The following is a 25,071-nucleotide window of genomic DNA, read 5'->3' on the forward strand; positions in this document are numbered from 1 at the left end:
ATCGCGGGCTGCTCCCAAGTCGCTACGTGGGGTGACGATCTAGTGGTCTCGGTCGTCTACGGAACCTTGAAATCGTAGCTGACATGGGTACGCCGCCCGCGTCCCACCCCGCAAAAGGGGAGGCGGGCGGCGTACCCATGTCAGCTACGATTTCAAGGTTCCGTAGACGACCGAGACCACTAGATCGTCACCCCACGTAGCGACTTGGGAGCAGCCCGCGATGGCTCGACACCTCATCACCAGCGCCCTTCCGTACATCAACGGGATCAAGCACCTGGGCAACATGGTGGGGTCCATGCTCCCGGCGGACGTCTACTCCCGGTACCTGCGCCAGCGCGGCCACGAGGTTCTCTACATCTGCGCGACGGACGAGCACGGCACCCCCGCGGAGCTCGCGGCCAAGGAGCAGGGCGTCCCCGTGGACGAGTTCTGCACGGAGGCGCACCACCAGCAGAAGGCGATCTACGACGGCTTCAACCTGGCCTTTGACTACTTCGGCCGCAGCTCCTCCCCGCAGAACCACGAGATCACGCAGGAGATCGCCCGCGAGCTGAAGGCGAACGGCTTCATCGAGGAGCGTTCGATCCGCCAGGTGTACTCGATCGCGGACGGCCGCTTCCTGCCCGACCGCTACATCATCGGCACCTGCCCGCACTGCGGCTACGACAAGGCCCGCGGCGACCAGTGCGAGAACTGCACGCGCGTCCTGGACCCGACCGACCTCATCGACGCCCGCTCCGCGATCAGCGGCAGCAGCGACCTGGAGGTCCGCGAAACCAAGCACCTCTTCCTCCTCCAGTCGGCGCTCGCCGGCGAGGTCGAGGCGTGGGTCGACGAGCGCGCCGACAACTGGCCGGTCCTCGCGTCCTCCATCGCCCGCAAGTGGCTGACGGAGGGCCTGCACGACCGCGCGATCACCCGTGACCTGGACTGGGGCGTCCCGGTCCCCGCCGACACCTGGCCGGACCTCGCCGCGGAGGGCAAGGTCTTCTACGTCTGGTTCGACGCCCCGATCGAGTACATCGGCGCGACGAAGGAATGGGCGGACCAGGACCCTGAGAACCGCGACTGGCGCTCCTGGTGGTGGGAGTCCGACGCGGACGTCCGCTACACGCAGTTCATGGGCAAGGACAACGTCCCCTTCCACAGCGTGATGTTCCCGGCGACGCTGCTGGGCACCCGCGCCCCGTGGAAGAAGGTCGACGTCATCAAGGCCTTCAACTGGCTGAACTACTACGGCGGCAAGTTCTCCACGTCCCAGCGCCGAGGCGTCTTCACGCACGACGCCCTCGACATCCTGCCGGCCGACTACTGGCGCTACTTCATGATGGCGAACGCCCCCGAGTCGGACGACTCGTCGTTCACCTGGGAGCACTTCACCGCCACGGTGAACAAGGACCTGGCCGACACCCTCGGAAACTTCGTCAACCGCGTCCTGTCCTTCTCCAAGAAGCGCTTCGGCGAGGAGGTCCCGGCGGGCGCCGAGCCCGGCGACGCGGAGGCGAAGCTGGGCGAGGAGATCGCCCGCCTGCTCGCGGAGTACGAGGCCCAGATGGAGGCCATCCAGTTCCGCAAGGCCGCGGCAGCGCTGCGCGCCCTGTGGTCGGCGGGCAACTCCTACCTGGAGGAGAAGGCCCCCTGGCTGGAGATCAAGACCAACCCGGAGGGCGCGGCCCTCACCCTGCGCACGGCGATGAACCTGATCCACCTCTACGCGGTGGTGTCCGAGCCGTTCATCCCGACGTCGGCGCGGAAGATGCGCGAGGCGTTCTCCCTGGAGAACGACACGGCGACCTGGGTCACCGCGGACGAGGCACGCACCCTAGCCACCGTCCCGGCCGGTACCCCCTTCACCATCCCGCCGGTGCTGTTCGCCAAGCTCACGGACGAGGACCTGGAGTCGTACAAGGAGCGCTTCGGCGGCGAGTCGGCCGCGTAACGGTCGTAACACGCCGGCTACAGCACGGGGCCCGGGAGAGCGAGAGCCTTCTCCCGGGCCCTCTGCTTTGCGAAGATCGCACGAGGACGGCCACCCGGCCGCCGCGACTCACCACGGGGGTTTCCATGGCACTGTTCGGCAACGCGCACACCGTGAACCCGCAGTCGGCCCAGCAGGACTACGCCCGCCTCCTCGGCCACGGCGAGCAGGTCCACGCCGCGTACCTGCTGATCCGCGACACCATCCTCTTCACCGACCGCCGCCTGATCCTGATCGACAAGCAGGGCATCACCGGCAAGAAGGTCGAGTACCACTCGGTCCCGTACCGCAGCATCACCCACTTCGCGGTGGAAACGGCCGGCACGTTCGACCTGGACGCCGAGCTGAAAATCTGGATCTCCGGCACCCCGACCCCCATCGAGAAGACCTTCACCAAGGGCGTCGACATCTATGAGGTCCAGGCGATCCTGACGCAGTTCGTGGCGAGGTAGCCCGGGAACGTTTCTCCCGAGCTCGAAAGAGTGAACGCCTTCCGTCCGCCGGAAATACGGTCTTCCGCCCACTTACATAGCCCACATGGTCACATCAGCCCATGAAGGCATGCATCGGATCTTTCAGGAGCGGCCTGAGATCCTTTCCCCGGTCTTCGGGGTGCTGGGCATCGCGTTCCCCGAGAAGGCGGCCGTCTACGCGATCGGCACCGACGTGACGGAAGCCAGGCCCCTGGAACGCCACATCGACACCGTGCTGCGCATCGGCCCGTCCGACGGGGAGGACTTTCTGCTCGCGGTCGAAGCGCAGGAGAGAAGGGACACCAAGAAGGAATCGAGCTGGCCCTACTACGTCTCCTACCTCCAGGCCAAGTACGGCCTGCCGGTTCTCCTGCTCGTCGTCTGCCGCGACCGGGCGACGACCAAGTGGGCGACCGGCCCCTTCTCCTGTGGCACGCGGGGCTGGATCGCCCAGATGACGTACCCCTTGGTCGTCGGGCCGGACAACCTCCCGGTGATCACCGATCCGAGGACGGCGGCGGAGAAGCCGGCGATGGCCGTGTTCTCCGCTCTGGCTCACGCCAACAGCCCCCACATCGACGCCATACTGGACGCACTGGGCCGTGCCCTCGCAGGGATGGACTGGAACGCCGCCAGCTACTTCTTTCAGTTTCTCGACTCGGCGTTGGGGGACACCCCCGCCGGAGACAAATGGAGGGACATCGTGACGTTCGTCAACTACTTCCCCGGCCGGGGCACGGTGATGGAGAAGGCTTACCTCGAGGGCGAGGCCAGAGGCGAAGCCAAGGCCATTCTCCGCTTCCTCGAAGCACGAGGCGTCTCGGTCCCCCAGGAGGCCCGGGACCGCATCGCCGGTTGTACCGACCTCGACCTCCTGAACCGCTGGCTGGACCGGACGCCCCACGTGCAGAGCGTCGACGAACTCTTCGTCGAGGACGCGGCGCCCGCCGCGGACCGGACCGAAACCTGACCCCGGGGCGATCGTGATCGACGATCCGGACGCCGCACCGGAACTTCAGGACTTGCTCCGGTTCACGCTGACATGCATGGGCTTGGGCATTCCGCCGGAGCGGGTAATGGGCGATTTCCGTTCCGGGCTGGAGGAACTGAGGCAGCAAGGCTCCCTCTCTCTCCAGGACATGGCCCGCATCCGGGCCCGCGTGGACAACCGGCTCGAGGACGAACACGAGGACGAGGACTGGGTCCGGGGGTACACCGCCGGATACAAGGCGGCTTTGGCCGGCGCGGTCCAACGGCTCTTGGAGACTCGTGACATCACGGTCCCCAAGGAGGTCTTCCGCCCCCTCCACATGTGTCCGGACCCCGACACCCTCACTCGCTGTCTCGACCGCGCCACCACGGTGGACACACCGGAGGAACTGTTCACCGCAGAAGTCGACACTGAGAAGTAGGGGCCCAGAGGCCTGCGGTGTTCTTGGAGCCGCGCTACGAATCCGGAACCTGCGAGCAGCAGGAGGCCCGCCCCTTCCCAAGGAGCGGGCCTCAGTCCTCGGTCGCTGATCTGTCAGCCCGCGGACGCCGAGGCCGACGCGCCCGGCTGGACGGCGTCCCCCGTGCCGTCCTGTGTGGCCTCCGGGTCGACTCCCATGGTGAGCGTGGCGGTGGCGCCCTTCGCGATGGCGCCCTTCTTGTACGTCAGCTTCAGCAGACCGCCCTGGGTGCCGTTGCCCGGGTAGATGGTGTCGTCGTCGAGGGTGGTGCGGGTCGTGGTGTTGGTGGAGTACGGCGCGACCTCGGCGGTGGCCAGCACGGACGCCTCGTCGAAGAACAGCTGCCCGGTGTGGCAGGTCGTGCCGCCCTCGTAGCCCGCGTCGGTCCAGATGCCGTTCACATGCACCTTGGTGTGGATGTGCACGCAACGCCCCTGGTACCAGCCGGGGAAGACCGTGCGGAACACGACCTCTCCCTTCTTGTCGGTCCGCCATGTGCCCCGCAGGTAGCGCTCGTCGTCGGTGGGCTCCTCGTGCCCTCCACCGCCACCGCCGCCTCCCGGAGGCGCACCCGTGGGAGTCCCGGTCGGCGTACCGGAGGGCGCTCCGGAGGGAGGCGTGCCGCCGCCCCCTCCACCGCCCCCGCTGCCCATCGACTCGTACCCGGAGTACACACCCAGCGCGTTGCAGTGCCAGATGTCGACGGCGGCGTTCGCGAGGGGCTTGCAGGTGTCGGAGTCGATCACCTTCAGACGCAGGGTGAGCGGAATGCCCTCCTGGTCCTCCGTGATGTCCCGGCGGAGCTTGTCCGCGTCGATGTAGTAGGGGCCTTCGGTCGTCTCGGAGGTCAGCCTGTAGCAGGCCTCGCCCGACGTTCCGGCCGTCTTCCCCTTGCCCGCCGCCGTCTCCTCACCGGCGAAGGCGCCCGCGGCCAACGCACCGCCGACGCCCACCGCCACCACCGCACCGGCGCCCGCGGCGACGACCTTGCGCCGTGTCAGATCCCGTTTGTGCTGCGGCCCTTGGGCCGTCTCCTGTGCCGTCATGGGAAGGAAGCTAGGGAGCGCGGCTGTCAGGAACCTGGGGGAGAGCTGGGTAAGAGCCCTGGACGCGAAAGTGGCCCGGAACCGGCGACGGTTCCGGGCCACTCACGGGAGATCGACTACTTCGGCTGCGGCTTGCGCACCGACAGGTGCAGTTCCTTCAGCCGGGCCTCCTCCAGCTCCGTCGGCGCGCCCATCATCAGGTCCTGGGCGTTGCCGTTGAGCGGGAAGGCGATGGTCTCGCGGATGTTGGGCTCGTCGGCGAGCAGCATCACGATGCGGTCGACGCCCGGGGCGATGCCGCCGTGCGGCGGGGCGCCGAAGCGGAAGGCGCGCAGCATGCCCGCGAACTTGTCCTCGACGGTCTCGCGGTCGTACCCGGCGATCTCGAAGGCCTTGAGCATGATCTCCGGCTCGTGGTTCCGGATCGCGCCGGAGGAGAGCTCGACGCCGTTGCAGACGATGTCGTACTGCCAGCCGAGGATGTCCAGCGGGTCCTGGGTCTCCAGGGCCTCCAGGCCGCCCTGCGGCATGGAGAACGGGTTGTGCGAGAAGTCGATCGAGCCCGTCTCCTCGTCCTTCTCGTACATCGGGAAGTCGACGATCCAGCAGAACCGGAAGACGCCCTCCTCGAAGTGCCCGGCGCGCTTGGCGGCCTCGACCCGGACGGCGCCCATGATCTTGGAGACCTCGTCGAACTCGCCCGCGCCGAAGAACACCGCGTGGCCGGCCGCGAGCGACAGGCGCTTGGTCAGCTCGGCGACGTTCTCCTCGGTGAGGAACTTCGCGATCGGGCCGGACAGCGAGCCGTCCTCGGCGACGCGGACCCAGGCCAGGCCCTTGGCGCCCTGCGAGACGGCGTAGTCGCCGAGCTGGTCGAAGAACTTGCGGGGCTGGCCGGAGACGTCCGGCACCGGCAGGGCGCGGACGTGCTTGCCGGCGAACGCCTTGAACTCCGAGCCCTCGAAGATGTCGGTGATGTCGACGAGTTCGAGCTGGGCGCGCAGGTCGGGCTTGTCGGAGCCGTACTTCAGCATCGCCTCGCGGAACGGGATCCGCGGGAACGGCGAGGTGACGTGGCGGCCGCCGCCGAACTCCTCGAAGAGTTCGGTCATCAGCTTCTCGACGGGCTGGAAGACGTCCTCCTGCTCGACGAAGCTCATCTCGATGTCGAGCTGGTAGAACTCGCCCGGCGAGCGGTCGGCGCGGGCGTCCTCGTCGCGGAAACAGGGCGCGATCTGGAAGTAGCGGTCGAAGCCGGAGATCATCAGCAGCTGCTTGAACTGCTGCGGGGCCTGCGGCAGGGCGTAGAACTTGCCCGGGTGCAGACGGGAGGGGACGACGAAGTCGCGGGCGCCCTCGGGGGACGTCGCGGACAGGATCGGCGTCGCCATCTCGTTGAAGCCGAGAGCGACCATCTTCGAGCGGATCGAGGCGATCACCGACGACCGCAGCATGATGTTCTTGTGCATGCGCTCGCGGCGCAGGTCCAGGAAGCGGTACTCCAGGCGCCGCTCCTCGTTGACCCCGTCCTCGGTGTTGATCGTGAACGGCAGCGGGGCGGCCGCGCCGAGCAGCTCGACCTCGCCGACCTCGACCTCGATCTCACCGGTCGGCAGCTCGGGGTTGATGTTCTCCGTGCCCCGGGAGACGACCTTGCCGTCGACCCGGACGGTCGACTCCTTGGAGAGCTTGTCGAGGGCCTCGTAGGCGGGGGTGCCGGGACGGGCCACGAGCTGCGTGATGCCGTAGTGATCGCGCAGATCGATGAAGAGGATGCCGCCCAGGTCGCGCCGATTGTGCAGCCAGCCACTCAGCCGGACGTCGCTGCCGACGTCAGAGGAGCGGAGCTCGCCGCAGGTGTGGGACCTGTACCGATGCATCGTCGTTCATCCAGTCTTCGCTGATCGGGGTCTGTGTTTCACGTGAAACGCCTCCCCAGCGTACCGGGCAGGCGAAGATCGGCTCTCCACAGTTCTGGATCGAGCACGCCGTGGTCGTGCACAGGGCACGCGCTCACCGTTGTTCGGGCACACGTCCGCTATCGGTGGCAGTGTTCGACGGCCTCTTCTTAAAGTAGGGCAATGCGCACTGGCGAGCCTCTGCCCGCCGTGGGGGAGGCTCTCGCCGCCCTCGCGACCGGCCTGTGGCACTGGGACACCGCCACCGGGCTGGTCACGGTCGATGCCGAGGCTGCCCGGTTGCTCGGGCTGCCCGCCGAGCAGGTCAGCCTCACGGAGGCCCAGGCCCGGGCCCGGCTGCACCCGGTCGACTGGAACGAGATCACCGGCGTGATCCAGCTGGCCGTGGCCGAGGGCACCCTCGCCGAGGTCCGGATCCGGATCATGGACGAGCTGGGCCGGGTCGTCCGGGTCGTCCGCAGCCGGTCCAAGCCGTCCTTCGACCGGGTCCGCAAGGCGTACCGGTTGATCGGCACGCTCCAGGAGGTCACCGAGCCGACGCCGGGGACCCCGGCCGGGCGCAGCGCGGTCACCGGAGACTGGCGGCGCTCGCGGGAGGCGTTCCTGCTGGACGCGGGCCGGGCCCTGGCGGAGGCGCGCTCCACCCAGGAGGTCCTGCGGGTCACGGCGAATCTGTCGATGCCCGGCTTCTCGCCGGACGGGCTGGCGGTGTTCGGGGTCTCGGGCGACCGTTTGACGATCATCGGCCACCACGGGCAGCAGCGGGGCACCGAGAGCCCCTTCTCGGACATGCCGCTGGACACGGACTACCCGGCCGCCGAGGTGGTGCGGACGGGCCGGGCCGTCTACCTCTCCTCCGCCGAGCACTACAAGGCCCGCTACCCGCTGACCTGGCCGCTCGCGGAGCGCTTCGGCCGCCGCTCCTGGGCGTTCCTGCCGCTGACGGTGGCCGGGCGGACGATGGGCGCGTGGATGGCGGCGTTCACCTACCCGGTCGCCTTCACCCCGGACGAGCGGTCCGTGCTGGCGACGGTGGCGCGGATGCTGGCGCAGGCCCTGACCCGGGCAGGCGTGGCCGAGAGCGAGCGGGCCCTGACCGACGGGCTCCAGCGCACGATGCTGCCGAGGCTCGGACCCCAGCGCATCCCGGGCATGAGCGTCGCCGCGCGGTACGTCCCGACGGGCGGCGGGCTCCAGGTAGGCGGCGACTGGTACGACGTGATCCCCCTGCCCAGCGGGCGGTTCGCGCTGGTCATCGGTGACGTCCAGGGCCATGACGTACGGGCGGCGGGGCTGATGGGCCAGCTGCGGATCGCCCTGCGGGCCTACGCCTCGGAGGGCCACAGGCCGGACGCGGTGCTATCACGCGCCTCCCGCTTCCTGCACGGCATAGGCGACGAGGACCCGACCGACGAGCGCTTCGCGACCTGCGTCTACGTCGAGGTCGACCCGGCGACGGGGGTGCTGGACATCGCCCGTGCCGGGCATCCGGACCCGGCGATCCGGTTGGCCGACGGCACGGTGCTGACCCGGCCGACGTCGGGCGGTCTGCCGCTGGGCATCGACCCGGACGCCGATTACCCCACGACCCGGCTCACGCTGGAGCCCGGCGAGACGATGCTGATCTGCACGGACGGCCTGCTGGAGACCGGCGGCCACGACCTGGATTCCGGCTGGCGGCGGCTGCGCGGGATCCTGGAGGACCACAAGGGCGATCTGGAGGAACTCGCCGACACCCTGGTGCAGGCCGTGCACGGGCCGTCCTCGCACCACACCACCGGCCCGCTGGCGGACCGCCGCGAGGACGACATAGCGATGCTGCTGCTGAGCCGGGAGGGCGGGGGCTGCGGCTGCGGTGACGCGATGACCGTACGGCCCGCGGTGCGGCGCTCGGTGCTGACCGTCGCGCAGGCCGAGCCCGAGCGGGTCGCGGTCGCCCGGCAGCAGCTGCGCGAGCTGCTGCACGACTGGGCCTCGCCCGACCAGGTCGACTCGGCGGTGCTGCTGCTGTCCGAGCTGCTGACGAACGTGCTCGTGCACACCGACCACGACGCGCTGCTGGTCGCCGAGATCACGGGCGAGGTGGGCGGGCGGCGGCTGCGGATCGAGGTCACGGACGCCGGCGACGACCTGCCGCACCGGCGCCGACCCGGGGAGCTGGCGTCCTCCGGCCGCGGCCTGGTGCTGATCGAACTGCTCGCGCACGCCTGGGGCGTCGACCCACGCGGCGAGGGCAAGAGCATCTGGTTCGAGCTCTACGAATCCGTGAACGGCTCGGGCGACGGCTCCTGGTCGCCCTAGCGGTCTCGACGCACGGAAGGGCGGGGGCTCCTGATCGCCCTGCCCGGTCACGACGCACGGGAGGACGGTGGCTCCTGGTTGCCCTGCCCGGTCACGGTTCCTGTGCCGGCGACGGCTCCTGGTCGCCGTAGCGCGTGCGCAGTTCCTGGACGATGCCGAAGGCCGCCGCCGTGAGGGGGACCGCGAGGAGCATGCCGAGCACTCCGGCGACGGAGGCCCCGGCCGTGATCGTCACCATCACCACCGCCGGGTGCATCTGCACGGTCCGGCTCTGGATCATCGGCTGGAGGACGTGCCCCTCCAGCACCTGCACCGCCAGGACCACGCCGAGCGCCCACAGGGCGATGACGAACCCCCGGTCGGCGAGGGCGACCAGGACGGCCAGGGCGCCCGAGATGAAGGCGCCGAGGTAGGGGATGTACGCCCCGACGAAGACCAGCGCGCCCAGTCCGGCCGCGCCGGGCACGTCGAGGACGAGCAGGCCCACGGTGATGAGCAGCGCGTCGATGAGGGCGATGAAGGTGGTGCCCCGCATGAACCCCTCTACGGCCCTCAGCGCCCGCCGCGCCATGGCCTCCAGGATGTCCGCCGCACCCCGGGGCGACAGCGAGCGCAGCGTCCCGGCGGCCTTGTCGGAGTCGCGCAGGAAGAAGAAGACGAGCAGCAGCGCGAGGACGGCCATGGCGATGGACTCGCCGACCACGCTGACCCCGCTGAGCACGCCGGAGGCGGCCGTACCGCCGAACTTGCCCAGCAGTTCACGGGCGTTGGAGGCGAGATCGTCCAGCGAGGTGCCGGCCGCGCCGAAGTGCTCGGAGACCCCGCGGGCGGCCTGCTTGAGGGAGGCGACGATCTCGTCGCCGGTGTCGATGAGCGCGGCGACCACGATGTACACGGCCCCGCCGACCACGGCGACCACCGCGACACAGGTGAGCCCGGCCGCGACCGACCGGTGCACCCCGGCCTTCACGAGCCGCCGGTGCAGCGGCCCGAGCAGCGCCGTCCCGAGTAGCGCGAGCAGCACGGGCACGACGGCGGTCCGGAACTCCACGACCAGCCGGATCCCGACGTAGACGACCCCGGCGGCGAGCAGCAGCACGGCGCACCAGGCGGCGAAACGCCGGACGGGGACGGGGAGGAGCGAGGTGGGGGCCTGCACATCCCCACCCGACCACGCCCCGGGCGGGCCGTCCCGTCAGGGAGGCCCGCCAGGGTGACGGGGCGTCAGCCGCCCGGTGCGGAGCCGGTCCCCGCAGGGCCGGCGCCCCGGTGCGGCGTCAGTCCTGCGGGCCGCTCGCGGTCATTCCGTGCACCGCCGGAACCGTGCCCAGGCGGCCCTTCTGGAAGTCCTCGAAGGCCTGCATGAGTTCGTCCTTGGTGTTCATGACGAACGGGCCGTAGTGGGCCATGGGCTCACGGATCGGCTGTCCGCCGAGCAGGACGACCTCCAGGTCCGGCGTGTGGGAGTCCTGCTTCCCGTCCGCGCGGACGGTCAGCGAGGAACCCGCGCCGAAGACGGCCGTCTGGCCCATGTGGACCGGGCGGCGCTCGGGTCCGACGCTGCCGCGGCCGGCCAGGACGTACGCCAGCCCGTTGAAGTCCTCGCGCCACGGCAGCGTGAGCTCCGCCCCCGGGGCGACGGTCGCGTGGACCATCGTGATCGGGGTGTGGGTGATGCCGGGGCCCGCGTGCCCGTCCAGCTCACCGGCGATGACCCGCAGCAGCGCGCCGCCGTCGGGGGTGCTGAGCAGCTGGACCGAGCCGCCGCGGATGTCCTGGTAGCGCGGGGCCATCATCTTGTCCTTGGCCGGGAGGTTCACCCACAGCTGGAGGCCGTGGAAGAGCCCGCCGGAGACGACGAGGTGCTCGGGTGGGGCCTCGATGTGCAGCAGACCCGAGCCCGCGGTCATCCACTGGGTGTCCCCGTTGGTGATGGTGCCGCCACCGCCGTTGGAGTCCTGGTGGTCGAAGATCCCGTCGATGATGTAGGTGACGGTCTCGAAGCCGCGGTGCGGGTGCCACGGCGTGCCCTTGGGCTCGCCCGGCGCGTACTCCACCTCGCCCATCTGGTCCATCATGATGAACGGGTCGAGATGGCGGTAGTTGATCCCCGCGAACGCCCGGCGCACCGGGAAGCCCTCACCCTCGAAACCGCTCGGAGCGGTCGTGACGGCGAGCACGGGACGTGCCACGGCGTCGGCAGGCGCGGTCACTCGGGGCAGCGTCAACGGGTTCTCGACGGTCACTGCAGGCATGTCGGTTCCTCCTCGTGTACGCCCAGTTTAGTTGAGCGTTGAACTTTCTGCCACCCCAAACAGAGAAAACCGGGAGGGCATTCCCGACCCGGGGGACGGCGCAGCGAACCACGGGAGCCCGGCGTGGCGGAAGGCCGTCCCCCCGCTGCGGGGTGACGGCCTTCGGGTGTTCCGGGAGGGTCAGGCGACCAGCTCGCGCTCCTCGCTCCGGGCCGCGGCGGGCCCGGGCTTGCGGTCCCGCATCACCAGCGTGGCCACGACCGCCGCGGCCAGGACCCCGACCGCGCTGATCGTGAAGGTCGTCGACATCGAGACGGCGAAGGCCTCCCGGGCCGCCCGCACCAGCCCCGCGTCACCGCCGGCGACGGCCAGCGCCCCGCCGATGGACTCGCGGGCCTGCTCGGGGGCGCCGGCCGGCATCTCGTCCGCGTAGCCGCTGGAGAGCAGGGAGCCGAGGATCGCGATGCCGAGGGCGGTGCCGGACTGCTGGATCGTGTCGTTGAGGGCCGAGCCGACGCCCGCCTTGTCCTCCGGGATGGTGCCCATCAGCGCGGCCACCGCGGCCGGCATGGCCAGACCGGCCCCCAGCCCCAGGATCCCCAGCGCCACCGCCGGGACCGTGAACCCGCTGTCCGCGGTGAGCGTGGTCAGCAGCCCGAAGGACGCGACCATCAGCAGCATCCCGCCGAGGATGACGAACCGGCTGCCGAACTTCATGGCGAGCTGCGCCCCGGCCGTGTTGCCGGCCAGTGCGGCGACGGCCAGCGGCAGGAAGGCCAGACCGGCCTTGACGGCGGACCAGCCGAGCACGAACTGGAGGTACTGGGTCAGCACCAGCAGCAGGCCGGCGTTGCCGATCTGGACGAGCGCCAGGGAGAGCGAACCCCCGCTGAAGTTGCGGTGCTTGAAGAGGGCCAGCGGGACCATCGGCGCGGGGGTCACGTTCTGCCAGGTCACGAAGCCGGCCAGGGCGAGCACCGCGACGGCCAGGACGATCAGGGAGCGGCCCTCGAACGCGCCGTGCTGTGGAATCTCGATGATCCACCAGACCAGGGCCGTCATGCCCACCGCCGACAGCACCGCGCCCAGCGGGTCCGGCTTCTGCCAGGGCGCCTTCGACTCCGGCATCAGCAGCACACCGGCGAGCAGCGCGAGGCCGACGATCGGGACGTTGATCAGGAAGATGGCCTGCCAGGCGAAGTGGTCGATGAGCACGCCGCCGAGCACCGGGCTGCCGACCAGCCCCAGCATCGACACCGAGCCCCACGCGGCCATGGCCTTGGGCCGCTCGTCCTCGTCGAAGACGGTGATCAGGATCGACAGGGTCGAGGGCATGATCAGCGCCCCGCCGACACCCATCGCGATCCGCACCGCGATCAGCTCACCCGGCGTGGAGCAGAGCACCGCCCCCAGCGAGGCCGCCCCGAAGAGCAGCAGGCCGATCAGCATCACCTTGCGGCGCCCGAACCGGTCCCCCAGGCTCCCCGAGGTGAGCAGCAGCCCGGCGAAGACCAGGGTGTAGGAGTCGAGGATCCACTGCATGTCCTGGGCGCTCGCGCCGAGGTCCTCGGTCAGCGCCGGCACCGCCACCGTCAGCGCCATGTTGTCGACGACCAGGACGAGCGTGCTCAGGCACAGCACGATCAGGATCCACCAGCGGCGTGGATTGCGTGTTTCCATTTCCGTTCCCCTCCCGCGAACACCGTTCCTTCGATGCGCACACTGTACGCATGACGGAACAGCGTGCGCAACCCTTAAGTTCTGTACGCTGGTTGCGCACGCTGTTCGCACGCAGAGGTTCACCAGGAGGACCCCGATGAGCAGGACGAAGGACAAGAACCCCATCCCGTCCGTATGGACCCGCGAGCAGCGCCGTAGCGACCAGCCGGCGCTCAGCCGGGACGCGATCGTGCGCGAGGCGATCGCCATGCTCGACGCCGAGGGGATCGAGGCGCTCAGCATGCGCAAGCTCGGGGCCCGGCTGAACGCCGGCGCGACCTCGCTCTACCGGCACGTCGCCACGAAGGACGAGCTGATGGAGCTCGCGGTGGACGAGGTCGCCGCCGAGATCCACGTCCCGGAGGCCGGCGGCCCCGACTGGCGCGCGGCGGTCGCCGAGGCGGCCGGGTCCTTCCGCACGACGGCGCTGCGGCACCCCTGGCTGACCCTCGTTCTCGGGCAGGCCGGACTCGCCTACCTCGGGCCGAACTACATGACCTTCTCGGAGCGGCTGGCGGCCCTGTTCACCACCGCGGGATTCCCGGAGCCGAGCCGGGCGATCGACGCCGTCTTCTCGTACGTCATCGGCATGAGCACGACCGAGGCCGCGTGGCTCACCACGGTCGCCCGCTCCGGCGAGAGCGAGGCGGAGTTCGTCACCCGGCTGCTGCCCGCGGCCCAGCAGGCCTCGGCCGGCTACGACCACCTGGCGGCCGCCGGACCCGAGACCTCCGCGCAGGCCTCCGACCCCGCGAAGCTGCGCGACGACAAGTTCACCTACGGACTGGAGGTAGTCCTGGACGGCCTGGCACTGCGCCTGCCGAAGTGACTACGGGCTGGTCCCAGCCGCCCTACGCACTGACTACGGGCTGGTCCCAGCCGCCCTACGCACTGACTACGGGCTGGTCCCAGCCGCCCTACGCACTGACTACGGGCTGGTCTCAGCCGCCATACATCCGGCGCATCGCGAATTCGACCATCTGCTCCACGGCCTTGGCGTCGAACACCATGCGGTGCTCGCCCTCCATGTCGAGGACGAAGCCGTAGCCGGTCGGCAGCAGGTCCAGCACCTCGGCGCCGGTGATCACGAAGTACTTGGACTCCTTGCCCGCGTACCGGCGCAGCTCCTTGAGCGTGCTGAACATCGGGATCACCGGCTGCTGGGTGTTGTGCAGGGCCAGGAAACCGGGGTTGTCGCCGCGCGGGCAGTAGACCTTCGACGTCGCGAAGACCTGCTGGAAGTCCTCGGCGGCCATCTGCCCGGTGGTGAAGGCGCGCACCGCGTCGGTGAGGGAGGGCGGCGACGGCTCGGGGTACAGCGGCGGCTGCTGCCCGTACCCGCCGGACATCGGCTGCTGCGGAGGGGCGTACTGCCCTTGCGGGCCCGCTGTCTGGTCGTAGCCGTACATGAGCGCAAGCGTACCGAGCGCGGACGGGCCGGAGGGCCGGTACGCCGGTCCCGGCAAACCGACAGCGATTCGACAGCGTCCGCCCGGTGGATCGCCGGGGCGGCGGCTCGTAGCGTCGAGCCATGAACGGACGCCACATCGAGGGCACGCCCGAGGACGGCGGAGGCCTCTCGCACGACCTGCCCGTCCTCGCCCGCCGGCGGATGATCCGGCTGATGGCGGGCGCGAGCCTGATCCCGCTGGTGGGCTGCACAGCGGAGGGGAAGACCTCGGCGACCCCCTCCTCCTCGTCCGCGGGGTGCGCGGAGATCCCCGAGGAGACGGCCGGCCCCTACCCCGGCGACGGCTCGAACGGCGTGAACGTGCTGAAGGAGAGCGGGGTCGTGCGCGGCGACATCACCCGCAGCTTCGGCGCCTCCGCGGGCGGCACGGCCGAGGGCGTCCCCCTGACGATCACGCTCACGGTGGTGGACGCGGCCTCCGGCTGCGGGACACCGAAGCGGGGTGCCGCCGTCTACCTCTGGCACTGCGACCGGGAGGGCGCCTGCTCCCTCTACTCAGAGGGCGTCACCGACGAGAACTACTTGCGCGGCGTGCAGGAGACGGACGACGACGGCCGGGTCACCTTCCGGAGCGTCTTCCCCGGCTGCTACCCGGGCCGCTGGCCGCACGTCCACTTCGAGGTCTACGCCAGCCTGGCCGACGCCACCGCGGCCACGTCGATCACGAACACCTCGCAGCTCGCCTTCCCCAAGGACGTCTGCGACACCGTCTACGCCACGGACGGCTACGGCGCGAGCGCGCGGAACCTGAGCGGCTTCTCCCTCGATGACGACGGGATCTTCCGTGACGGCCACGACCGGCAGCTGGCGGCGATGAAGGGGAGCACGGGGGACGGTTACACCGCGGCACTGACCGTTCCGGTGTGACCTGTCACAGATGACGGGATCGGGGTTGCGTCTTATTACCGACGGGTAGCATCATCGTAGCTACTTGTTGGTACGTGAACTAGCGCGAGGATCCAGTGCCTCGCCGATCTCTCTACGGAGCCGGGAGCCTGTCGTCATGGGGCACTACAAGTCGAATCTCCGCGACATCGAGTTCAACCTCTTCGAGGTACTCGGGCGCGACAAGGTGTACGGCACCGGTCCGTTCGGGGAGATGGACGTCGAGACCGCGAAGAGCATCCTGGAGGAGCTGACCCGCCTCTCGGAGAACGAGCTCGCGGAGTCCTTCATCGACGCCGACCGCAACCCGCCGGTCTTCGACCCGGAGACCAACACCGCGCCGGTCCCCGCGTCCTTCAAGAAGAGCTACCAGGCCTTCATGGACTCCGAGTACTGGCGCCTGGGCCTGCCCGAGGAGATCGGCGGCACCACCACGCCCCGCTCCCTGATCTGGGCCTACGCCGAGCTGATCCTGGGCGCCAACCCGGCCGTGTGGATGTACTCCTCGGGCCCGGCGTTCGCCGGCATCCTCTTCGAAGAGGGCAACGAGGTCCAGAAGCACATAGCCAAGGTCGCCACGGAGAAGCAGTGGGGCTCCACGATGGTGCTCACCGAGCCCGACGCGGGCTCCGACGTGGGCGCCGGCCGCACCAAGGCCGTGCAGCAGGAGGACGGCTCCTGGCACATCGAGGGCGTGAAGCGCTTCATCACCTCCGGTGAGCACGACATGTCGGAGAACATCCTCCACTACGTGCTGGCCCGCCCCGAGGGCGCCGGCCCCGGCACCAAGGGCCTGTCCCTCTTCCTCGTCCCGAAGTACCTCTTCGACTTCGAGACCGGCGAGCTGGGCGAGCGCAACGGCGTCTACGCCACCAACGTCGAGCACAAGATGGGCCTCAAGGCCTCCAACACCTGCGAGATGACCTTCGGCGACCGGCACCCCGCCAAGGGCTGGCTGATCGGCGACAAGCACGACGGCATCCGCCAGATGTTCCGCATCATCGAGTTCGCCCGCATGATGGTCGGCACGAAGGCGATCTCCACGCTCTCCACGGGCTACCTGAACGCGCTGGAGTACGCCAAGGAGCGCGTCCAGGGCCCCGACCTGGCGAACTTCATGGACAAGACCGCGCCCAAGGTCACCATCACCCACCACCCCGACGTGCGCCGCTCGCTCATGACGCAGAAGGCGTACGCGGAGGGCATGCGCGCCCTCGTCCTGCACACGGCGTCGATCCAGGACGAGATCCAGGTCAAGGAGGCGGCCGGCGAGGACACCACCGCCCTGGAGGCCATGAACGACCTGCTCCTGCCCATCGTCAAGGGCTACGGCTCCGAGAAGGGTTACGAGCAGCTCGCCCAGTCGCTCCAGACCTTCGGCGGCTCCGGCTTCCTGCAGGAGTACCCGATCGAGCAGTACATCCGGGACTCCAAGATCGACACCCTCTACGAGGGCACCACGGCGATCCAGGGCCAGGACTTCTTCTTCCGGAAGATCGTCCGCAACCAGGGCGCCGCGCTGAACTCCCTCGCCGAGGACATCAAGAAGTTCCTGGCGCTCGGCGAGGGCGGCGAGGAGCTCGGCGCGGCCCGCGAGCACCTCGCCAAGGCCGCCGTCGAGCTGGAGGCCATCGTCGGCCTGATGCTCACCGACCTCGCCGCCACCGAGCAGGACGTCAAGAACATCTACAAGGTCGGCCTCAACACCACCCGCCTGCTGATGGCCTCCGGTGACGTCGTCGTCGGCTACCTGCTGCTCAAGGGCGCCGCCATCGCCGCGGAGAAGCTCGAGACCGCGTCCGCCAGGGACAAGGCCTTCTACACCGGCAAGATCGCCGCCGCGAAGTTCTTCGCCGCCAACGTCCTGCCGGGCGTCACCCTGGCCCGCAAGGTCGCCGAGGGCGTCGAGCTGGACCTGATGGAGCTGGACGAGGCCGCGTTCTAGATCCCTCACGTCCTCACCCGAGGCCCGCTTCCGCCAGACCGGGAGCGGGCCTCGTCGTCCGTCAGGGGGTGGGTGTGTTGGTGTGGTGTGTCGTTAAGGTGAACCCTTGACTTTGCCCTCTCTTGGAGAGTTCTCACGGCTCGCGCTGTGAGGGTTTCTGCTTCATCGCCGACCGCCCGCCCGGAGTACTCCGTTGAGGTCTTACACCGGCTCCACAGACTGTTACCGCCAGCCCGGCGGCCAGAAGGTTCTTCGCCGCGTTCACGTCCCGGTCATGGGTCGTGCCACAGCTGTCGCACGTCCAGGTGCGCACGTGCAGCGGCATGCTCCGGGCGAGCGTGCCGCAGGCGGAGCACAGCCTGGAGGAGGGGAAGAAGCGGTCCATCGCGATCACTTCCCGCCCGTACCAGACGGCCTTGTACTCCAGAAGACTCCGGAATTCTGCCCAGGCGGCATCCGAGATGGCGCGGGCCAGATTCCGGTTCTTGACCATGGTACGCACGGTCAGGTCCTCGATCACGATCGTTTGGTTCTCACGAACGAGTCGGGTGGTCAACTTGTGCAGGTGGTCACGGCGCCGGGCGGCGATCCGTGCGTGGACCTTCGCGACTTTCCTCCGGGCCTTGGCCTGGTTGTTCGACCCGTTGGCCCTCCGCGACAGTTCCCGCTGAGCCCTGGCCAGGCGGACGCGGTCACGGCGCTCGTACCGGGGGTTTGTGATCTTCTCGCCGGTGGACAGGGTCAGCAGATGGTCCAGGCCGACATCCACACCGACGGCTTGACTCGTTGCGGAGAGCGGCACAACGGACGGATCCTCCACCAGCAGCGAGACAAACCAGCGTCCGGCCGCATCCTGGGAGACGGTCACGGTGGATGGCTTCGCGTCCACAGGCAGCGGCCGAGACCAGACGATGTCCAGCGGCTCCGTCATCTTCGCCAGGGTCAGCTTCCCGTCTCGGAAGCGGAATCCGGACGTGGTGTACTCGGCGGACCTGCGGGACTTCTTCCGCGACTTGAAGCGCGGATACTTCGCTCGCTTGGCGAAGAAGTTCGTGAACGCCGCCTGAAGGTGCCGCAGGCACTGCTGCAACGGCACCGACGAGACGTGGCTCAGGAAGGCCAGTTCCTCGGTCTTCTTCCACGCTGTCAGCATGGCCGAGGTCTGGTTGTAGTTGACCCGCTCCTGCCGCGCCCACGCCTCGGTGCGGGCCGCGAGCGCCATGTTGTAGACCTTGCGCACACAGCCGAACGTGCGCAACAGCTCGGCTGTCTGCGCTTCGGTCGGATAGAAGCGGTACTTGAACGCCCGCTTCACACACGCTGTGGACACGCTCACAAACTAGCATGGCTACAAGTAAGCCCACCTGCGGTTTGGAGCACCGTGATCCGCCCCGGCGACGCATCACAGCTCCCTGCCCTGCTCCGCAGGAGCCCGATTCCGCCCCCGCCCGAAGGCGGGGATCTCCTCGGAGGCATTTGAATGACCGAACCAGCCCGCTTCGACCACGGCCACACCGACGACCTCATGACCTTCCTGGCGGCGAGCCCGTCGCCGTACCACGCCGTGGCGAACGCAGCCGAGCGGCTGGAGAAGGCCGGCTTCAGGCAGGTCGCCGAGACGGACGCCTGGGACGGGACGAGCGGCGGCAAGTACGTGCTGCGCGGCGGCGCGATCGTCGCCTGGTACGTGCCGGAGGGCACCGCGCCCCACACGCCGTTCCGGATCGTCGGCGCCCACACCGACTCCCCCAACCTGCGCGTCAAGCCGCTCCCCGACACCGGGGCGCACGGCTGGCGCCAGGTGGCCGTGGAGATCTACGGCGGACCGCTGCTCAACTCCTGGCTGGACCGCGATCTCGGCCTCGCGGGCCGGCTGACCCTGCGCGACGGCTCGACGCGCCTGGTCGACGTCGACCGGCCGCTGCTGCGCGTCCCGCAGCTCGCCATCCACCTCGACCGCTCGGTGACCGCCGACGGCCTCAAGCTCGACAAGCAGCGGCACATGCAGCCGATCTGGGGCCTCGGCCGCGACGTCCGCGACGGCGACCTGATCGCCTTCCTGGAGGAGACGGCCGGCATCCCCGCGGGCGAGGTCACCGGCTGGGACCTGATGACGCACTCGGTGGAACCGCCCGCCTACCTGGGTCGCGACCGCGAGCTGCTGGCCGGCCCGCGGATGGACAACCTGCTGTCGGTGCACGCCGGCACCGCCGCCCTCGCGGCCGTCGCCTCCTCCTCGTCGCAGCCGGCCTCCATCCCCGTCCTGGCCGCCTTCGACCACGAGGAGAACGGCTCCCAGTCGGACACCGGCGCGGACGGACCGCTCCTCGGCACCGTGCTGGAACGCTCGGTCTACGCCCGCGGCGGCTCCTACGAGGACCGTGCCCGCGCCTTCGCCGGCACCGTCTGTCTGTCCTCCGACACGGGCCACGCGGTCCACCCCAACTACGCCGAGCGGCACGACCCGACGCACCACCCGCGCGTCAACGGCGGCCCGATCCTCAAGGTCAACGTCAACAACCGCTACGCCACGGACGGTTCGGGCCGGGCGGAGTTCACCGCGGCCTGCGAGGCGGCCGACGTGCCCTTCCAGTCGTTCGTCTCCAACAACTCCATGCCCTGCGGCACCACGATCGGCCCGATCACCGCCGCACGGCACGGCATCAAGACCGTCGACATCGGCGTGGCCATCCTGTCCATGCACAGCGCGCGCGAACTGTGCGGCGCCGACGACCCGTTCCTCCTCGCCAACGCGCTGACCGCGTTCCTGGAGAGGTAGAACGATCCGTCACCGCATGGGTGTTCGCCTCGGGGGTACCCGGTGTTCCGGGACCGGAACGACCGGACCGTACAGGGAGGCGACACACATGGGCCTCGGCGGATGCATCATCCTCATCGCCGTGGGAGCCATCCTCACGTTCGCGACCGACTGGGACATGCAGGGGGTCAACCTCGACCTCGTCGGCATCATCCTGATGATCGTCGGACTGATCGGCGTCACCACGTTCAGCAGCATCGCCAGGCGCCGGCGCGTGGTGGTGCCCCCGACGACGCCCGGTGTCGTCGAGGACCCGGCGGTCCACCACCGCCGTGACGGCTACAGCGACGGATACGGGGTGTGACGCCCGAGGTTCTCAGGCGTCCATCCCGGCCAGCACCAGCGCAAGCCGGTCCGTCCCCGCTTCGGTGAGACGGACGGGCACGCCCCAGTCCTGCTGATGGACATGGCAGGCCGGGTACGCGTTGTCCGGGTCGTCGTCGCAGGAGGCGGCCATCGCGGACACATGCAGCACACCCTCCGGTACGGCAGGGTCGAGTTCGAGGGCGCGGGACAGGTCCGTCCCGGCGCCCTCGCCGTCGCGCAGCAGCTCCGGCGGGGTGGACGAGACGAGCAGACGGGTCGAGGGGCCGTACCTGGTGTCCAGCTTCTGGCCCGCCGGGGCCTGGAAGATCACGTCCAACGCGAGCCGTCCGGGCGCGACTTCGGTCGCCTCCCGCTGCGTGCGGTGGGCGACCTCGGCGACCTTCACCGCCTCGTCCGGCAGCCGCAGCCGCGTCAGACGGTGGCGGGCCGACTCGACGACCACGATGTCGTCCCCGGCGAGCACCGCGTCGCCGGCCTCACGCAGGTCCGTGGCGAGGGTCGTCACCTCTCCGGTCGCCGGGTCGTAGCGCCGCAGGGCGTGGTTGTAGGTGTCGCTGACCGCGACCGAACCGTCCGGCAGGGCCGTGACGCCCAGCGGGTGCTGGAGCAGGGCCTGTTCGGCGGCGCCGTCGCGGTGGCCGAAGTCGAACAGGCCGGTGCCGACGGCGGTGTGCACGGAACCGTCCGGCTCGACCCAGCGCAGGGCGGACGTCTCCGAGTCGGCGAGCCAGAGCCGCTCGGGCGTGGCGGCCAGCCCGGACGGCTGCGCGAACCAGGCCTCGCCGGCCGGCCCGTCGACGAGCCCCTCGTTGGTGGTCCCGGCCGTGACCGCGACCGTCCCGTCCTGCGGGTCGTACGCCCACAGCTGGTGGACACCGGCCATGGCGATCCAGACCCTGCCCTGCCACCAGGCGACGTCCCACGGGGAGGACAGGTCGACCTCGCGGGCCGGGCCCGAGGTGGGCGAGCCCTGCCACCACTGCCGGCCCGTCCCGGCGAGGGTGGTGACCTCACCGGTGGCGAGGTCCAGCCGCCGCAGGGCGTGATTGACGGTGTCGGCGACGACGACGGACCCGTCGTCCAGCAGGGCGAGTCCCTGCGGTTCGCTGAAGGCGGCGGTCTCACCGGTCCCGTCGGCGAAGCCGCGCGCCCCCGACCCGATCCTGCGCACCACGCTCTCGCCGTCCTCGGCGAGCTCGACCAGCTGATGCCGGGTGGTGTCGCTGACCAGGAAGTTCCCGGACGGCAGCGACAGGGCCTTGCCCGGGAACCGCAGCACCGTCGGCTCCGGCTCCGGCGCCACGTACGGCCCCTCGCCCCGCCGCAGCGTCCCCTTCGCCGAGTGCTCCGCCTCCAGCTCCCCGACCAGCCGCTCGATGGCGTGCACATGCCCCTCACCGGCGTGCTGCGCGACGACGTACCCCTCGGGGTCGATCACGACCAGCGTCGGCCAGGCCCGCACGGCGTACTGCTTCCAGGTGGCGAGCTCGGGGTCGTCCAGCACGGGGTGCTCCACCCCGTACCGCTCCACGGCATCCACGACCGCCTGATGCTCCGCCTCATGCACGAACTTCGGCGAGTGCACCCCGATGACGACGACGGTGTCCCGGTGCTTCTCCTCCAGCTCCCGCAGCTCGTCGAGGACGTGCAGGCAGTTGATGCAGCAGAACGTCCAGAAATCCAGGATGACGATGCGTCCCCGCAGGTCGGCGAGGGTGTAGGGCTGCCCGCCCGTGTTCAACCAGCCGCCCTTGCCGGTCAGCTCGGGGGCGCGGACGCGGGCGCGTCGGGGTGCGGAGTGGTCCATGCGTCCAGGGTGCCATCCGTGGCTGACAGCCGGCCCTGCGCCGGTAGGGCCGCAGACCGGGGGCGGCTTCGGCGGGCGACAGGGCTCAGCCCGTCGGCCTATCGGCGGCGTTTCGGAAGCGGTGGTGGGGAAGCCCTGGTCTCATGAGATTCCTCGTGTACGACCGGCTCCTCGGCTTCGGTGACGACTACTGGATCGAGGACGACCGCGGCAGCAAGGTGTTCCTCGTCGACGGCAAGGCCCTGCGGCTGCGGGACACCTGGGAGCTGAAGGACACCCAGGGGCGCGTCCTCGTCGACATCCACCAGAAGATGCTCGCCCTGCGCGACACCATGGTGCTCCAGCGGAGCGGGGAGCCGCTGGCGACGATCCGCCGCAAGCGTTTGTCCCTGCTGCGCAATCACTACCGGGTGTCCCTGGCCGACGGCAACGAACTGGACGTCAGCGGCAAGATCCTCGACCGCGAGTTCGCCGTCGAGTACGACGGAGAGCTGCTCGCGGTGATCTCGCGGCGGTGGCTGACCGTACGGGACACCTACGGTGTGGACGTCGTCCGCGAGGACGCGGATCCGGCGCTGCTGATCGCGGTGGCCGTGTGTGTGATCCACCTCGCGGAGAAGGAACGGGAGGACTGAGAGCGCCGGTCAGGGCCTGCGCGGCGGCTGGAGGCCCAGCATCCGGTCCTTCAGCGCCGGGAACTGCTCCCGGGTCGCCCCGACCTTCCCCGGGTCGAACTCCACCGTGAGGACCTCCTCGCCGGCACCGGCCTGCGCCAGCACCTCGCCCCACGGGTCGACCACGATCGAGTGACCGGCCTGGGGAACTCCGGCGTGCGTCCCGGCCGTTGCGCAGGCGAGGAGGAACGACTGGTTCTCCACGGCCCGCGCCTGGGCCAGCAGCGTCCAGTGGGACCGGCGGCGCTCCGGCCAGCCCGCCGACACCACGAGCGTCTCGGCACCGGCGTCGACGAGGCCGCGGTAGAGCTCGGGGAAGCGGAGGTCGTAGCAGGTGGACAGGCCCAGGGTCGTCTCGGGCAGACGCACCGTCACCAGTTCCGCGCCCGCGCCCATCAGCACGGCCTCGCCCTTGTCGAAGCCGAAGCGGTGGATCTTGCGGTAGGCGGCGGTGAGGTCGCCGGAGGGGGAGAAGACGAGGGAGGTGTTGTAGAGCGGTCCGTCCGGGTCCCGCTCCGGGATGGAACCGGCGTGCAGCCAGACGCCCGCGTCGCTCGCGGCCTTCGCCATCGCCTCGTACGTCGGCCCTTCGAGCGGCTCGGCCTCACGCCCGAACTCCTCGTAGGCGAAGGCACCCGTGGTCCACAGCTCCGGCAGGACGACCAGGTCGGCCCCGGCCTGCTCACGGACCAGCGCCGCCACGCGTCGGCGGCGCGCTTCGACCGATTCGTCCTCGTTTACGGCGATCTGGATCACAGAGGCGCGCACACTACCACCGTCCTGGCATTCGAGCCGTCCACTCGGGCCTACGATCGTCACACGAAAGCACTGCCGGGGTGCCTCACAGCAGCGTAACTTAGCTCGCAAGACGCCCGCCGACAGCCGCCACCTCCCACTGGCAACGCCGCCACCACCTGCCCGTGCAACGAACCGCCGAGGGGTCCCGTTCCGTGAGTCTGCATTCCACCCTCCAGCCCTACGCCGACGCCTGGACCCACTCCATCGAAGCGATATCCGAGCTGCTGCAGCCGCTCCCGGAAGCCGAGTGGAACCGGCGGACGCCGTGCCCGGGGTGGTCGGTGCGGGACGTGGTCTCCCATGTCATCGGCCTGGACTGCGAGATGCTCGGCGACCCACGGCCCATCCACAGCCTCCCGCGCGACCTCTTCCACGTCACCAACGAGTACCAGCGCTACATGGAGATGCAGGTCGACGTCCGCCGCCACCACACGGCGCCGGAGATGACCTCCGAGCTCGAGTACGTGATCATCCGCCGCAACCGGCAGCTGCGGAACGAGTCGCGCGACCCGGGCACCAAGGTGCGGGGGCCGCTCGGCAGCGAGCTCACCCTGGAAGAGTCGATGCGGCGGCACGCGTTCGACGTGTGGGTGCACGAGCAGGACCTGCGCACGGCCCTCGGCCGGCCCGGCAACCTCGACTCCCCCGGCGCGCTGGTCGCCCGTGACGTGCTGCTCGGCGAACTGCCCCGCGTGGTCGCCGAGGACGCGCAGGCGCCGCGCAGCTCGGCCGTCGTCATCGACGTGCACGGGCCCGTGGAGTTCCTGCGCACGGTCCGCGTCGACATCCAGGGCCGAGGCACCCTGGAAACGGCTCCGGCCCTCGGTCCCGCCGCGACCCTCACTCTCGACTGGGAGACGTACGTCCGCCTGGCCTGCGGCCGTGTGACGCCGGAGTCGGTGTCCGACAGACTGAAGACGGAGGGCGACCCGGGACTGACGGCGGCGATCCTGAACCACTTCAGGGTGACGCAGTAGAAGCCCCACGCCGCCACCCAGCTGCGGGCATGCGTGCCGCTGGGGGCGGCACGGGTGGGCGCAGCGGCACCCCGCTACGCCGGGCTGCGGCCTCACCCCGCCTCAGAACCGACGCAGCGGCACCCCTGGACGCCGGGTCGCGAACCCACCCGGCCCCAGCACGAACGCCGAGCACCGAGAAAACCCCATGCCGCTGCCCCACAACCACCCGTAGCGTCCCCCGGCAT

At 69.9% G+C, this 25,071-nt stretch carries 21 protein-coding genes; 12 read left to right on the forward strand and 9 right to left on the reverse strand.

Annotated elements, in window-relative coordinates:
* Positions 1-220: 220 nt before the first annotated feature.
* The 4 genes from metG (at position 221) to K4G64_RS27115 (ending at position 3,863) form a co-directional block, all read left to right on the forward strand.
* Entirely contained in the window at positions 221-1,939 is a 1,719-nt protein-coding gene (gene metG, locus K4G64_RS27100) for a methionine--tRNA ligase (RefSeq protein ID WP_221758612.1), read from the forward strand.
* A 125-nt stretch (positions 1,940-2,064) separates the two neighbouring features.
* A complete protein-coding gene (locus K4G64_RS27105) occupies positions 2,065-2,430 on the forward strand; it encodes a PH domain-containing protein (RefSeq protein ID WP_221758613.1) in 366 nt (121 codons plus the stop codon).
* A 109-nt stretch (positions 2,431-2,539) separates the two neighbouring features.
* Positions 2,540-3,421 carry a hypothetical protein gene (locus tag K4G64_RS27110; RefSeq protein WP_221758614.1) on the forward strand — a complete coding sequence of 294 codons (882 nt, stop codon included), beginning with the start codon at positions 2,540-2,542 and terminating at the stop codon, positions 3,419-3,421.
* Between the two features lie 13 nt (positions 3,422-3,434).
* On the forward strand, positions 3,435-3,863 hold the full coding sequence (locus K4G64_RS27115) for a hypothetical protein (protein WP_221758615.1): 429 nt from the start codon (positions 3,435-3,437) through the stop codon (positions 3,861-3,863).
* Between the two features lie 113 nt (positions 3,864-3,976).
* Here the strand turns inward: K4G64_RS27115 and K4G64_RS27120 are convergent, their stop codons facing one another.
* Together K4G64_RS27120 and aspS are read right to left on the reverse strand one after the other, a co-directional pair.
* The gene (locus K4G64_RS27120; protein WP_221758616.1) at positions 3,977-4,948 is read right to left on the reverse strand and encodes an intradiol ring-cleavage dioxygenase; all 972 of its coding nucleotides are present in this window, start codon (positions 4,946-4,948) and stop codon (positions 3,977-3,979) included.
* 116 nt (positions 4,949-5,064) lie between these two features.
* Entirely contained in the window at positions 5,065-6,828 is a 1,764-nt protein-coding gene (aspS, locus tag K4G64_RS27125; RefSeq protein WP_221758617.1) for an aspartate--tRNA ligase, read from the reverse strand.
* 201 nt (positions 6,829-7,029) lie between these two features.
* Here aspS and K4G64_RS27130 point away from each other — a divergent pair, with 201 nt between their 5' ends.
* A complete protein-coding gene (locus K4G64_RS27130; protein ID WP_221758618.1) occupies positions 7,030-9,168 on the forward strand; it encodes a SpoIIE family protein phosphatase in 2,139 nt (712 codons plus the stop codon).
* Positions 9,169-9,259: 91 nt separating this feature from the next.
* On the opposite strand, the gene K4G64_RS27135 is transcribed toward K4G64_RS27130, so the two are convergent.
* The 3 genes from K4G64_RS27135 to K4G64_RS27145 form a co-directional block, all read right to left on the reverse strand.
* Positions 9,260-10,327, reverse strand: coding sequence for an AI-2E family transporter (locus K4G64_RS27135; RefSeq protein WP_221758619.1), 1,068 nt, complete (start codon positions 10,325-10,327; stop codon positions 9,260-9,262).
* A gap of 118 nt (positions 10,328-10,445) precedes the next feature.
* Complete coding sequence (locus tag K4G64_RS27140; RefSeq protein WP_221758620.1) at positions 10,446-11,423, reverse strand: pirin family protein; 978 nt, start codon at positions 11,421-11,423, stop codon at positions 10,446-10,448.
* Positions 11,424-11,603: 180 nt separating this feature from the next.
* Positions 11,604-13,103, reverse strand: coding sequence for an MFS transporter (locus K4G64_RS27145; protein WP_221758621.1), 1,500 nt, complete (start codon positions 13,101-13,103; stop codon positions 11,604-11,606).
* Positions 13,104-13,239: 136 nt separating this feature from the next.
* Here K4G64_RS27145 and K4G64_RS27150 point away from each other — a divergent pair, with 136 nt between their 5' ends.
* A complete protein-coding gene (locus K4G64_RS27150; protein WP_221758622.1) occupies positions 13,240-13,971 on the forward strand; it encodes a TetR/AcrR family transcriptional regulator in 732 nt (243 codons plus the stop codon).
* Between the two features lie 112 nt (positions 13,972-14,083).
* On the opposite strand, the gene K4G64_RS27155 is transcribed toward K4G64_RS27150, so the two are convergent.
* Positions 14,084-14,551, reverse strand: a complete 468-nt coding sequence (locus tag K4G64_RS27155; protein WP_053670262.1) for an SseB family protein — start codon at positions 14,549-14,551, stop codon at positions 14,084-14,086.
* Between the two features lie 122 nt (positions 14,552-14,673).
* On the opposite strand from K4G64_RS27155, the gene K4G64_RS27160 reads away from it, so the two are divergent.
* The gene (locus tag K4G64_RS27160; protein WP_221758623.1) at positions 14,674-15,480 is read left to right on the forward strand and encodes an intradiol ring-cleavage dioxygenase; all 807 of its coding nucleotides are present in this window, start codon (positions 14,674-14,676) and stop codon (positions 15,478-15,480) included.
* Between the two features lie 136 nt (positions 15,481-15,616).
* On the forward strand, positions 15,617-17,443 hold the full coding sequence (locus tag K4G64_RS27165) for an acyl-CoA dehydrogenase (protein ID WP_221758624.1): 1,827 nt from the start codon (positions 15,617-15,619) through the stop codon (positions 17,441-17,443).
* A gap of 133 nt (positions 17,444-17,576) precedes the next feature.
* Here the strand turns inward: K4G64_RS27165 and K4G64_RS27170 are convergent, their stop codons facing one another.
* Positions 17,577-18,758 (reverse strand): RNA-guided endonuclease TnpB family protein, encoded by a 1,182-nt coding sequence (locus tag K4G64_RS27170; RefSeq protein WP_308122503.1) that lies wholly within the window; start codon positions 18,756-18,758, stop codon positions 17,577-17,579.
* 165 nt (positions 18,759-18,923) lie between these two features.
* Between K4G64_RS27170 and K4G64_RS27175 the strand changes: the two genes are divergently transcribed.
* Both K4G64_RS27175 and K4G64_RS27180 read left to right on the forward strand, forming a co-directional pair.
* Positions 18,924-20,222 (forward strand): M18 family aminopeptidase, encoded by a 1,299-nt coding sequence (locus K4G64_RS27175; RefSeq protein ID WP_221758626.1) that lies wholly within the window; start codon positions 18,924-18,926, stop codon positions 20,220-20,222.
* A gap of 88 nt (positions 20,223-20,310) precedes the next feature.
* The gene (locus K4G64_RS27180) at positions 20,311-20,565 is read left to right on the forward strand and encodes a DUF6458 family protein (protein WP_030846811.1); all 255 of its coding nucleotides are present in this window, start codon (positions 20,311-20,313) and stop codon (positions 20,563-20,565) included.
* A gap of 12 nt (positions 20,566-20,577) precedes the next feature.
* Here K4G64_RS27180 and K4G64_RS27185 read toward each other — a convergent pair whose 3' ends face one another.
* On the reverse strand, positions 20,578-22,395 hold the full coding sequence (locus K4G64_RS27185) for a thioredoxin-like domain-containing protein (RefSeq protein ID WP_221758627.1): 1,818 nt from the start codon (positions 22,393-22,395) through the stop codon (positions 20,578-20,580).
* Between the two features lie 143 nt (positions 22,396-22,538).
* Here K4G64_RS27185 and K4G64_RS27190 point away from each other — a divergent pair, with 143 nt between their 5' ends.
* Positions 22,539-23,030 (forward strand): LURP-one-related/scramblase family protein, encoded by a 492-nt coding sequence (locus K4G64_RS27190; RefSeq protein ID WP_031104342.1) that lies wholly within the window; start codon positions 22,539-22,541, stop codon positions 23,028-23,030.
* 9 nt (positions 23,031-23,039) lie between these two features.
* Here the strand turns inward: K4G64_RS27190 and K4G64_RS27195 are convergent, their stop codons facing one another.
* Positions 23,040-23,837, reverse strand: coding sequence for a carbon-nitrogen family hydrolase (locus K4G64_RS27195; RefSeq protein WP_221758628.1), 798 nt, complete (start codon positions 23,835-23,837; stop codon positions 23,040-23,042).
* Positions 23,838-24,019: 182 nt separating this feature from the next.
* On the opposite strand from K4G64_RS27195, the gene K4G64_RS27200 reads away from it, so the two are divergent.
* Entirely contained in the window at positions 24,020-24,844 is an 825-nt protein-coding gene (locus K4G64_RS27200; RefSeq protein WP_221758629.1) for a maleylpyruvate isomerase family mycothiol-dependent enzyme, read from the forward strand.
* Positions 24,845-25,071: the final 227 nt, after the last annotated feature.

Origin of the sequence: Streptomyces sp. WAC04114 (assembly GCF_019733245.1) — a bacterium.
GTDB classification, from domain to species: domain Bacteria; phylum Actinomycetota; class Actinomycetes; order Streptomycetales; family Streptomycetaceae; genus Streptomyces; species Streptomyces massasporeus_A.